Source organism: Pseudorhodoplanes sp. (assembly GCF_035565855.1).
GTDB lineage: Bacteria > Pseudomonadota > Alphaproteobacteria > Rhizobiales > Xanthobacteraceae > Pseudorhodoplanes.
Window position 1 is genome coordinate 1 of sequence record NZ_DATMRX010000008.1, and the last position, 11,878, is coordinate 11,878.

At 63.2% G+C, this 11,878-nt stretch carries 10 protein-coding genes and 1 pseudogene; 3 read left to right on the forward strand and 8 right to left on the reverse strand.

Translation table 11 applies throughout. From position 1 onward, the window contains the following. Positions 1-239: 239 nt before the first annotated feature. The gene (locus VN004_RS00590; protein WP_325606165.1) at positions 240-1,493 is read right to left on the reverse strand and encodes a flavin-dependent oxidoreductase; all 1,254 of its coding nucleotides are present in this window, start codon (positions 1,491-1,493) and stop codon (positions 240-242) included. A 244-nt stretch (positions 1,494-1,737) separates the two neighbouring features. Between VN004_RS00590 and VN004_RS00595 the strand changes: the two genes are divergently transcribed. The 3 genes from VN004_RS00595 to VN004_RS00605 all read left to right on the forward strand — a co-directional run bounded on the left by VN004_RS00595 (position 1,738) and on the right by VN004_RS00605 (position 5,844). Next, positions 1,738-4,050 carry an adenylate/guanylate cyclase domain-containing protein gene (locus tag VN004_RS00595; protein WP_325606166.1) on the forward strand — a complete coding sequence of 771 codons (2,313 nt, stop codon included), beginning with the start codon at positions 1,738-1,740 and terminating at the stop codon, positions 4,048-4,050. Between the two features lie 138 nt (positions 4,051-4,188). Continuing rightward, positions 4,189-5,016 carry an MBL fold metallo-hydrolase gene (locus VN004_RS00600; RefSeq protein ID WP_325606167.1) on the forward strand — a complete coding sequence of 276 codons (828 nt, stop codon included), beginning with the start codon at positions 4,189-4,191 and terminating at the stop codon, positions 5,014-5,016. Between the two features lie 114 nt (positions 5,017-5,130). Next, on the forward strand, positions 5,131-5,844 hold the full coding sequence (locus VN004_RS00605) for a cyclic nucleotide-binding domain-containing protein (RefSeq protein ID WP_325606168.1): 714 nt from the start codon (positions 5,131-5,133) through the stop codon (positions 5,842-5,844). Here VN004_RS00605 and VN004_RS00610 read toward each other — a convergent pair. The 7 genes and pseudogenes from VN004_RS00610 to VN004_RS00640 all read right to left on the reverse strand — a co-directional run. Continuing rightward, the gene (locus tag VN004_RS00610) at positions 5,837-6,448 is read right to left on the reverse strand and encodes a transglutaminase-like cysteine peptidase (RefSeq protein WP_325606169.1); all 612 of its coding nucleotides are present in this window, start codon (positions 6,446-6,448) and stop codon (positions 5,837-5,839) included. The genes VN004_RS00605 and VN004_RS00610 overlap by 8 nt on opposite strands. Positions 6,449-6,723: 275 nt before the next feature. Beyond that, entirely contained in the window at positions 6,724-6,927 is a 204-nt protein-coding gene (locus VN004_RS00615) for a CsbD family protein (RefSeq protein ID WP_325606170.1), read from the reverse strand. A 345-nt stretch (positions 6,928-7,272) separates the two neighbouring features. Beyond that, the gene (locus VN004_RS00620) at positions 7,273-8,121 is read right to left on the reverse strand and encodes an SDR family oxidoreductase (protein WP_325606171.1); all 849 of its coding nucleotides are present in this window, start codon (positions 8,119-8,121) and stop codon (positions 7,273-7,275) included. 65 nt (positions 8,122-8,186) lie between these two features. Further along, complete coding sequence (locus VN004_RS00625; protein ID WP_325606172.1) at positions 8,187-9,050, reverse strand: sugar phosphate isomerase/epimerase family protein; 864 nt, start codon at positions 9,048-9,050, stop codon at positions 8,187-8,189. 139 nt (positions 9,051-9,189) lie between these two features. Continuing rightward, positions 9,190-10,374: a dihydrodipicolinate synthase family protein gene (locus VN004_RS00630; RefSeq protein WP_325606173.1), complete on the reverse strand. Its 1,185-nt coding sequence runs from the start codon at positions 10,372-10,374 to the stop codon at positions 9,190-9,192. A gap of 46 nt (positions 10,375-10,420) precedes the next feature. After that, entirely contained in the window at positions 10,421-11,575 is a 1,155-nt protein-coding gene (locus VN004_RS00635; protein WP_325606174.1) for a Gfo/Idh/MocA family oxidoreductase, read from the reverse strand. A 102-nt stretch (positions 11,576-11,677) separates the two neighbouring features. Beyond that, positions 11,678-11,878: pseudogene (locus VN004_RS00640) on the reverse strand (hypothetical protein); the annotation flags it as partial.

The following is an 11,878-nucleotide window of genomic DNA, read 5'->3' on the forward strand; positions in this document are numbered from 1 at the left end:
ATCTTCCTGCCGCCGCCGCCGGAGTGATCGTTCCCATCGACGGCCTGACGATTGATGCGATTTCGCTTGGGCCGGAATCGCATCGCCCGTTTCTGTCATGCCCCGCGAAGGCGGGGCATCCAGTCATCTCCTGACGCTTTCGCGTTTACTGGATCGCCCGCTTTCGCGGGCGATGACATTGAAGACGGGGCTATTCTTTGAAGACGGGCTATTCTTTCCGAGCTGAACCTGCTTCCCCGTCACGCCGCTTTTGCAGCCGGCCGGTTCACCTGCTCGCGGGCGAAGCCTGCAACCCCGGCATATCCGCGCACGATCGCCTTGCGGTCCTCGTAGGACAGCACATCGTCGATGTTGGAGAAGCCGTCCGGCGCACGGGCTTCGACCGCATCGATCACGCCTTCCGGTCCGCCCTTGCGGTTCATCATCACGATCTGCGTGGTCATCGGCAGGCGCTCCTGCTCGTAGGCATAGAGCGCATGGCGGACATGATCGCAGTCGACCAGCCGGTCGGCGAGGCAGCGCGCGTCGAGAATCGCCTGCGAGGCGCCGTTGGAGCCGACCGGATACATCGGGTGCGCGGCGTCGCCGAGCAGCGTCACGCGGCCATGCGACCAGCGCGGCAGCGGGTCGCGGTCACAGAGCGGATATTCCCAGAATTCCGGCGTCGCCTCGATCAGCGCCTTTGCATCGCAATAGGGGATCGCGAATTTCTGCACATGCGGCATGAGGTCCTCGAAGCGGCCGAGCCGTGACCAGTCCTCCTTCTTCGGCGTGCCTCCGCCCTCGGACACCTTGACCATCACCGCCCAGTTGGTGAGGCGGCGATCCTCGCGCGATCCTTCCGCGATCGGATACAGCACAAGCTTGCCGGCCATGCCGCCCGCAATCACCATGGAACGGCCGGTCAGGAATTTCGGCCAGTCGAGCGCGCCGCGCCACAGCACGGTGCCGGTGAAGCGCGCCGGCTCCTCGTTCGGAAAGAGCTGCGCCCGCACGAAGGAATGCAATCCATCGGCGCCGATCAGGATGTCGCCGCGGACGCTGCGGATATGCGACCCGTTACGATCGAAGAAATAGGCGGTGACGCCGGTCTCGTCCTGGGTGAAGGAGCCGAGCCGGTGCCCGGTATGGACGCGCGATTCGCCGAGCCTCGCCCGCGCCGCGGCATAGATCACGCCCTGCAGCCGGCCGCGATGGATCGAGAATTGCGGAAAGTCGAAGCCCGCATCGGTGCCGCGCGGCTCGCGCCAGATTTCCTGACCGAGCCGGTTGCAATAGATCAACTCATAGGTGCGGATCGCCACCATATCCAGCCGGTCGAGCAGGCCGATCTGGGCAAGCTCCTTGATGGCGTGGGGCAGCGTGTTGATGCCGACGCCAAGCTCCCGGATCTGGTCCGCCTGCTCGAACACCTCGCAATCGAAGCCTCGCGCATGCAGCATCAGGGCCGTAGTCAGCCCGCCGACACCCCCTCCAACAATGATCGCCTTCATTCCAGACCCTCACGCTAGACCTCGTCATCTTGTGCGCGCTGAGCCCGAAAACGCAACAAAATCAATCTCGCTTGGTTGACGCCGCCCGCTGAAGTCCCGTTAATAGCGCGCTAACGTCGTGCCGCTTGGCCGGGCGCCGGGAGGCCTGTCCGGGCTTCCCCCGTCGCCTTGGGAGAGCCGGGACGCAGGGCTTCGTGCAACCGATCATCTAGCGCTGGTGCAGCCTCTCAAGTAGCGTTCGCCCGTGGCCCCGAACCTCAAAGAACAGATCAGCAAGCTCAACGAGCGGCGGCTCGCGATCCGCGAGAAAAGGCGCGAGGAACGCGAGCAGCAAGAGGCGATGGGACGCCGTTTCAGTCTCATCAGCTGGTTCGGGGTGGAGCGGACGACAGGCTTCCTGTTGCTCGCGGGATTCATTGCGCTTCGCATCTGGGACCCGGCCCCGCTGGAAAATCTGCGGCTGCGCAATTTCGATTTCTACCAGGTGCTCAAGCCGCGTGAGCCGACCATCAAGCCCGTGGTGATCGTCGACATCGACGAGCCGAGCCTGCAGGCTCTCGGACAATGGCCCTGGCCGCGCACCTTGCTGGCCGAACTCGTCGCAAAGCTGCAGCAGGCGGGCGCCGCTGCGATCGCGTTCGACGTTATCCTGGCCGAGCCCGACCGCATGTCGCCGGCCGTACTTGCCGATACCCTGCCGCAGGTCGATGACGCGACGCGCGAGCGGATGAAGAGCCTGCCGGGCAATGACGATGTGCTGGCGCAGGTGATGCGGAAGGGCGGCCGCGTCGTGCTCGGACAATCGGCCATTCTCACCCCGACACCCCCTGCGCCGGACTTGCCGCGCACCGGTATCGCGACGATCGGGCCGGACCCGTCGCGCTATCTGCTGACCTATGCGGGTCTGCTCCGCAACCTGCCGGTTCTCGAGAAAGCCGCCGCCGGGCGCGGCGCGCTGACGCTCCGTCCGGAACGCGACGGCATCGTGCGCAGAGTGCCACTCGTGGTGAAGGCCGGCAACGAGATCGTTCCCGCCATGACACTCGACATGCTGCGCATGGTGACGAATTCGGGCGCGATCCTGATCCGCACCGATCCCGTCGGCATCCGCGCCGTGGCGGTGCCGGGGCTCGAATTGCCCACCGACGAAAACGGACAATTCTGGATCAGCTTCAGCCCGCATGACCCGGCGCGTTTCGTCTCGGCCAAGGACGTGCTCGATGGCAAGGTTGGTGCCGATCGTTTCCAGAGCCGGCTTGCCGTGATCGGGACATCGGCGGTCGGTCTTCTCGACATCAAGGCGACGCCGGTCGAAACGTCGATGCCGGGCGTCGAGATTCACGCGCAGGTGCTGGAGAATGTGCTCGGACAGACTTTGCTGTCCCGTCCGAATTATGCCGTCGGCACCGAACTCGTCGTCACCGGCATGGTCGGCGTCGCCATCGTGGCGCTGGCGCCGACGATGGGCGTGGTGACCCTGCTCGGCTTCGGCTTCGCTGTCGCCCTGCTGCTCGCCGCGATCGCCTGGTACCTCTATGCGCAGCTTGGATTGCTGTTCGATCTGTCGTTTCCGCTGATCGCGATCTTCGTCACCTATATGACGCTGGTCTTCATCAACTATTTCCGCGAGCAGGCGGATCGCCGCAGGATCCGGTCTGCCTTCTCGCATTATCTGTCGCCGACCCTCGTCGAGCAGCTCGCAAACGCGCCGGAGCGGCTCGTTCTCGGCGGCGAAACCCGCAACATGACGATCCTCTTCAGCGACGTTCGCGGCTTCACCAGCATCTCGGAGACCTTCAAGGAAGACCCGCAGGGCCTCACTAAGCTGATGAATCGCCTGCTGACGCCGCTGACCAACTCGATCATCGATCGCAAGGGCACCATCGACAAATATATCGGCGACGCGATCATGGCGTTCTGGAATGCGCCGCTCAACGATCCCGCCCATGAGCACAACGCCTGTGCCGCCGCGCTCGACATGCTGCGCAAGATCGACGAGCTCAACCATGAGCGCGAGGCGGAAGCCCTCGAGGACGGCGTGCCGTTCCTGCCGATGCGGATCGGCCTCGGCATCAATACGGGAACCTGCGTCGTCGGTAACATGGGGTCGGATCTCCGCTTCGACTATTCGGTGCTCGGCGATCCGGTGAACCTCGCCTCGCGGCTCGAAGGGCGCACCAAGGAATACGGCGTTCCCATCATTCTCGGCGCGCGGACGGCGGAGAAAATCAACGGCAGTTTCGCAGCTTTGCAGATTGACCTGATCACCGTGAAGGGCAAGACCGAACCCGAGAGCATCTATGCGCTGGTCGGCGATGCCTCGGTGGCGGCGAGCCAGGCCTTCAAGGCGATCGTCGCGCTAACGCAGGAGATGTTCGCCTGCTATCGTAGCCGCGATTGGCGTGGCGCGGAGGTTGCCTTGCAACGGGCGAAGCAGGCAGAAGAGACATTCGGACTGGCCGGAGTGTTCGAGCTTTATCAGTCCAGGATCGAAACCTTCCGTATCGCGCCACCACCACCGTCTTGGGATGGTGTCTTTGCTTTCGACACCAAATGACGAACGCCGACTTTTTCAGCAGCGAGGCGTCACTCACACGCCGCGCAAATACGCGTGATCGATCTTGTGACGGCCGGGAGAGGCCGCCTACGATGCAGCAAGAGCCTTCACTGGCCGACCAACGGGGCGAAACGGTCAATGTCAGAATTTAAGATCCGGTTCTGGGGGGTGCGTGGCTCGCTTCCCTGCCCCGGCGTTGCGACCAGGCGATACGGCGGAAACACACCCTGCATCGAGGTGCGCTGCGGCGACCGCTTGCTGATACTCGACGCCGGCACCGGCTTGCGTGAACTCGGCGACGCCCTGGTGAAAGAGGGCGGCGGGATCGATGCCGATCTCTACATCACCCATTGTCACTACGACCACGTGATCGGCATCCCCTTCTTCGCGCCATTCTATAATCCGAATAACCGGTTCCGGTTATGGGCCGGCAACCTGCTCCCCGACTTCCGCCTGAAGTCGGTGATGCAGAACATGATGAGCGAACCGCTCTTCCCGATCGGCATCGATACGTTCAAGGCGGATATTGAGTATCGCGACTTCCGCGCCGGAGAGACGATCAGACCCGGCGAGGGCATCGAAGTGCGCACCGTCCCGCTCAATCATCCGGGCGGCGCGACCGGCTACCGGATCGACTATGGCGGCCGCTCCTTCTCCTATATCACCGATGACGAGTGGCAGCGCGATGGACACGATGCCCGGCTGATCGCGATCGCGAAGGACACCGACCTTCTGATTTACGACACCGCCTATACCGAGGACGAAATCGAAGCGAAGAAAGGCTGGGGTCACTCAACCTGGCGCGACGGCGTGCGCTTTGCCGACGCCGCCGGCGCGCGAACATTGTGCCTGTTTCACCATGCGCCAGAACACGACGATGAGGCGATGGACGCATTGCTGGCGGAGGCGCGCTCGGCCCGGCCCGGCACAATCGCCGCTATCGAGGGCGACGTCATTCGTCTGTAGGGCAGACGGGGCGGTCGCCGCGCCCATCCAATTCGTTTCTTGCCGACGTTCGACGGACATGGGAGGAATCGCCGTGACAGGCCGGATTCTCCCGATCGGTCCGGGGAGTGAGCAATGGATTTAGGCTACGTCGCCACCTACATGATCGATTTCATCAGGTCCAAGATGGACTTGGCGAACCTGCTCGGTCTGATCGGCGGCATTTTCTATGTTGCCTCAGTGACCCTGCGCACCATGATCCCGCTCCGTATCGCGGCGATCATCAGCAATATCCTGTTCATGGGTTACGGCCTGCTGGCAAAGGCCCTGCCGACCTTCTTCATGTATGCCGTGCTGCTGCCGATCAATTGTTTCCGGCTCTATCAGATCCAGCAGCTGGTCAAGCGCGTGAAGATCGCCTCGCAAGGCGACCTCGACATGGAATGGCTGAAGCCGTTCATGACGAAGAAAAATTTCAAGGCCGGCGACATCCTTTTCTACAAGGGAGATGTGGCCAATGCCATGTACTACACCGTGACCGGGAAGTTCCTGGTCAAGGAATTCAACGTCGAGCTGCCACCGGGCCGCGTGATGGGAGAGCTCGGCTTCCTGGCGCCGGACAACAAGCGCACCGCCACCGTCGAGTGCATCGAAGACGGACAGGTGCTGTTCATCATCTATGACAAGGTGCGCGAGCTCTATTTCCAGGACCCCGATTTCGGCTTTTACTTCCTGAAGCTCACCAGCGAGCGCTTGCTGCAGAACATCGCTCGGCTGGAGGGCGAGATTGACGGCTACAAGGCGCGCATTCAGGCGCTGGAAGCGGCCGCGGCCTCCCGCGCTACATAGTGCCGCGCAGGTTCTCGAGCTCCGGATCGGCCGAGGCGTAACGCCCCTCCTGTCCCGTGTCGAGCTGCGCGAGAATGCGATACGGCGTGAACGCCATGTCGACGAGGGTGAACCCCCGATTGTCGAGAATGAGCCAGCGCCCGTCGATGCGGGCCGCCGCCACCGCATGCGCATTCTGCCCCATACGCTCCTGCACGATCAGGAGCTTGAGATCCTCGGGAGCCAAACCGGCTTCCTGCAGCGCCAGCAATTTCAGGATGGCATAATCCTCGCAATCGCCAACGCCGGCCTCAAGCGTCTCGAGCGGACCCGACCAGTGATCGAGGACGGCAAAACGGCGCTCGTCGCTCATCGGGCGGATCGACAGGTTCACCGCGCGGTTGATTTCGCCGATCAGTGCGCGGCCCTGCCGCTCGCGTGCGGCCCCGACAATGGCCTCGAAGCGCAGTTCGTCGTGACTGCACGTCCAGGGCTCCGCCCGGCAAGTTGCGAGCCGAGCCTGATCCTCCGCCATCTTCTGTTGAGCACCTTGCCATTTCGCGGCAAGCGCCCCCGACGGCGCGCTGAACATCAACGGACCTGGCCGTTCTTCCGAACCATGCACCGGACTCATCCAGGCACAGGCCAGGAGCAAAATCCCCACAACGCGCAACATCAGCCCCCTTGCGCCGCGCGCGGAGTCTCAACGCTCCATTCGTCAGCGGACGCGAAGGACGGTGTAGAAGAAAACAGATGCGATCCTGTTAAACGTCAGGGCGACGTGATGTGATGGTGAACGATTTCACGCGCGAAAAATTTTTCATGCGCGTAGAGCAAGCGCACGCAAAATAAGAAAGACCTCCCGCAAGGGGAGGTCTCTCAATCAGGATTACCGGTGTCTTACCAGCGCTGGGTGCCGTACCAATCGTCGATGTCCTTCTGGACCTGATCCTTGGCGAGGCCGTAGCGCTCCTGGATTTTGCCTTCGAGCTGATCACGCCGACCGTTGATGACATCAAGATCATCGTCAGTGAGGCGGCCCCACTGTTCCTTGATCTTGCCCTTCATCTGCTTCCAGTTACCTTCCACGCGATTCCAGTCCATCGAGGTCCTCCTGCGTCGTTTTGGGAAATTCAGTACCGAGAGAACGCACCGTCTGCGCGAATGTTCCGGGAACAGGAGTTCCCCCATTCACGTTGAGTGCGAGGTCTTTCAGGGAGCGCATTGCCATGGACACACCGAAACGTCGCCCCGCAACAGACACTCCCTCCAACGAGGGGCGCCCCGCTCGCAAGAGTTCGGAAATACAACCCGTCACCGAGAACGACGTTGTTCTCGAAACGTATGAACGCAGCCCCGATCGGCCGGGCGGCGATGAAAGAAGCGTTCCCGCCACGCCGGACGAGCCTTTGCCGGATCGCGAGCGTGCCACGCCGGACTAAGGCCGCGCTACGAATTGACTACGGTGCCGCCGTTCGGGTGCAGCACCTGTCCGGTCATGTAGGAGGCCTCGTCGCTCGCGAGAAACACAAAGCACGGGGCCACTTCGTTCGGCTGTCCCGGCCGCTGCATCGGCGCACTCTCACCGTGCTTTGCGGTCTTTTCCGCATCGAAGGACGCCGGGATCAGCGGCGTCCAGATCGGCCCGGGCGCCACCGCATTCACGCGGATGCCCTTTTCGACCAGCGCCTGCGACAGCGAACGCGTGAAAGCGACGATCGCGCCCTTGGTCGAGGCATAGTCGATCAATGTCTTGTGGCCGCGATAGGCGGTGATCGAAGTAGTGTTCACGATCGCCGCGCCCTCCTTCATGTGCGGTAACGCGGCCTTGGTGATGTAGAACATCCCGAACACATTGGTGCGGAACGTCCGTTCGAGCTGCGTCGCGGGAATCTCCAGAGGCTCCTTCACCTCGTGCTGCTCGGCCGCGTTGTTGACCAGGATGTCGATGCGGCCGAAATCCTCCATCGCCCGCTCGACCACTTGACCGCAAAAGGCCTCGTCGCCGATATCGCCCGCGATCTTGACGCCCTTTGCGCCCTCCTCTTCGACCGCGCGAAGCGTTTCGTCGGCGTCCTTGTGTTCCTCGAGATAAGTGATGACGATGCTCGCACCCTCGCGCGCCATCGCGACGGCGGTGGCGCGCCCGATACCGCTATCGCCTCCGGTGATGATTGCCACCTTGCCCTTCAGCTTGCCCGCGCCCGGGAACCGTGGCTCGTAGTCCGGCAAGGGCCGCATTTTGTCTTCGCGGCCCGGCTGGTGTTCCTGTTTCTGCGGCGGCTGCGGCGCGTTCATCGGCGTTCTCCCGGAGTGTTTGTCCCGGGTCGAACGCGCGGGCAAATGCGAGAGTTCCGGAGTGGCTAGACCACCGTCTTGTAACGCGCGATCACCGTGTCCAGCACGTCACCGAGCGGGCGCGACCACCAGTCATTCGACAGAAGCTCGACCTCGATGAAACCGTTATATCCTTGTGCCTCCACCTCGCGGCGATAGGCCGGGATATCGATCACGCCGTCGCCCATCATGCCGCGATCGAGCAGCATGTCCTTTGTCGGCACCAGCCAGTCGCAAACGTGGAACGCGAGCAGCCTGTCCCTGCCGACCCGCGGAATCTGCTGCCACACATCGCTGTCCCACCACACATGATAAACGTCGATCGCGACACCGATTGAGCCTGTCCGTCCCGGATCGAGCGCGTCGCAGATATCGAGCGCCTGCCGCAGCGTATTCACGCAGGCCCGGTCCGCGGCATACATCGGGTGCAGCGGTTCCACGGCCAGCGGCATGCCGGCATTCTGCGCGTAAGGCAGAAGCTCGGCGAGCGCATCGGTGACCTGTGCGTGCGCGGCACGAATGTCCTTGGATGGCCGCGAGCCGGGGCGTGAATATTGCGGCAATCCGCCGACCACCAGCACGAGACACGGCGCGCCGAGCGCCGCGGCTTCATCGATCGCGCGGCGATTGTCGTCGATCATGTCCTGACGATGCGCGGAGTCGCTCGTGAACATCCCGCCGCGGCAATAGCCGGACAGCTTCAGGCCGGCATCGCGCACCGCCCGGACCGCGCGCTCCAGTCCCACATGCGCGACCTGATCGCGCCAGGGCGAGACGGCGCGTATGCCGCGCTGCGCGCAGGCTTCCACGATGCCGACGAAATCCGCCTGCTGCCGCACGGTTGCGGTGTTGATCGAAAGCCAGTCATGATCGTTGGAGAGATCGCGCATTCCCTTTTCCTTTCCCTCCCCTGAAAGGGGAGGGTGGCGAGCCGCGTCAGCGGCGAGACGGGTGGGGTCATCGCAGCAGGAGCCTCCACCCGGCCGCTTCGCGGCCACCCTCCCCCGCAAGCGGGGGAGGGATAAGTTGTCACACGCCCCGCACCGCCAGCACCGCGCGCATGCGCCAGACCGCAAGCTCCGGATCGCGAAGAAGCCCCGCCGCATCCGCAAGGCGGAATATTTCGGCGAGATGCAGCGTCGAGCGCGCGCTCTCCTGGCCGCCGACCATCGTGAAATGATCCTGATGGCCGTTGAGATAGGCCAGGAACACGACCCCGGTCTTGTAGAAGCGGGTGGGCGCGCGGAAGATATGCCGCGACAGCGGAACGGTCGGTCCCAGAATGTCGCGGAAGGTCTCGCCGTCGTTCTTTGCGAGCGCGACAAGCGCCGCAGCGGCCGCCGGCGCGATCGCATCGAAGATACCGAGCAGCGCATCCGAATAGCCCTGCGCGTCGCCCGCGATCAGTTCGGCGTAGTTGAAGTCGTCGCCGGTATACATGCGCACGCCTTTGACAAGGCGGCGGCGCATCGCAATCTCCTTGTCCTTGTCGAGCAGCGAGATCTTCACGCCATCGACCTTGGCGGCATGCGCATTGATGATCTCGACCGCGACATCCATCGCGGCATCGAGATCGCGCGTTCCCCAATAGCCGGCGAGCGCCGGATCGAACATGTCGCCGAGCCAGTGGATGATCACCGGCTGCTTCACCTGAGAGAGAATGCGTCCATAGACCTTGCGATAATCGTCGCCGGACGTCGCAACGCGGGCCAACGCACGCGACGCCATCAGGATGATGCGTCCGCCGAAGGCCTCGATCGCCGCGACCTGCTCCTCATAGGCGCGGATCACATCGTCGATGCTTTTGGCGTTGGCCGGATCGAGCTGATCGGTGCCCGCGCCCGAAAAGACGAGGCCGTTGCGGGCCTTTGCCGCTGCGACCGAGCGGCGGATCAGTTCGAGCGACTGCGGCCAGCTCATCCCCATGCCGCGTTGAGCCGTATCCATCGCCTCGGCGACACCGAAGCCGAGGTCCCAGAGATGTTCGCGGAACGCGATGGTGCGGTCCCAGTCCACCGCGGCATCGAGCCACGGATCGGCATCGGCCAGCGGATCGGCGACGACATGCGCCGCGGCGAATGCGATGCGATTGAGGGGTGCGTTGACCTTTGCCGGGAAGTCCGCGGGCGCGGAGACCGCGAATGTCTCGATGCTGCGATCCGCGCGCGGCAGCGCGATGCTGAGGCCTGCACGCGGGCGTTCATAGCGATTCATGGCATCTCCCTTCATCCCTCCCCCGCTTGCGGTGGAGAGATAAGAGTTACAGCTTCAGCTCCGGCACATCGACGAAGCGGCGCTCCTTCCAGCTTTGCAGCGCGCATTCGACGAGCTGCACGCCCTTTGCGCCCTCCAGCAAGGTGTAGCGATACGGCGCATTCTCGGCGACGTTTCGGATGAACATTTCCCACTGCACCTTGAAGCCGTTGTCGTAGACCTGATTGTCGGGCACCGGCTGCCAGGTGTCGTAGAAATCGATCGGCTGCTTCACATCGGGATTCCAGACCGGCCGCGGCGTTCCCTGGCGCGGCTGGATCACGCATTCGGTGAGACCCGCGACCGCAGAACCGTTCACACCGTCCACCTGGAAGGTCACGAGGTCATCGCGATAGACCCGCGTCACCCAGCTCATGTTGATATGCGCGATGACGCCACCTTCCAGTTCAAACGTCGCATAGGCGGCGTCGTCCGCGGTGGCCTTGTATTCCTTGCCATCCTCGTCCCAGCGCTCCGGGATATGCTTTGCACCGAGGCACGAGACGCTCTTCACCTGGCCGAACAGATTGTCGAGCACATAGCGCCAGTGGCAGACCATATCGAGGATGATGCCGCCACCGTCCTCGGCGCGATAATTCCATGACGGCCGCTGCGCCGGCTGCCAGTCGCCTTCGAACACCCAATAGCCGAACTCCCCGCGCACCGCGATCATGCGGCCGAAGAATCCGGAGTCGCGCAGCATCTTCAGCTTGAGCAGGCCCGGCAGGAACAGCTTGTCCTGCACCACGCCATTCTTCACGCCGGCTTTTTCGGCCAGCCGGCACACCTTCAGCGCCGACGCGAGATCGGTTGCGATCGGCTTTTCGCAATAGACATGCTTGCCATGCGCAATCGCCTTCTCCAGCAGCTCGGGACGCATTTGCGTCGTGCCGGAATCGAAGAAAATCTCGTCCTCGGGATTGAGCAGCGCCTTGTCGACATCGGTCGCCCAGCGCGTGACGCCATATTGCTGCGCGAGCGCGGCGATCTTGTCCGGGTTGCGTCCGACCAGAATGGGATCGGGCATCACCCGGCTGCCGTCGGAGAGCACGACGCCGCCCTGCTGACGAATGGCCAACACCGACCGGATCAGATGCTGGTTCATGCCCATGCGCCCGGTCACGCCATGCATGATGATTCCGAGCCGTCTTGCCGCCGCCATCCTTCGATCCCCTCCGCGATTTTGAGCTCTTTTAACTGCCTGGTTAAAAGATGAAAAGAGCCATTTTGCAGGCGAATTATGAGGCTTTGGCGGGTTTCTGGCTCAAGCCTGTATCCGGACGACCTGCGGATCGACCCCGGACGCAAAGCCCGGCTTCGCCAGCGAACCGATTGCAAGAGCGCCCCTGCGGATCGCCAGCCGGACCTCCCCGTCCCGCTCCTCGTAGAGGTCGGGATGCGCCTCGCGAAAGGCGCGAACCTCACTGTCCGGCGTCGATGGAAAGCCGCCGACGAAATGATGTCC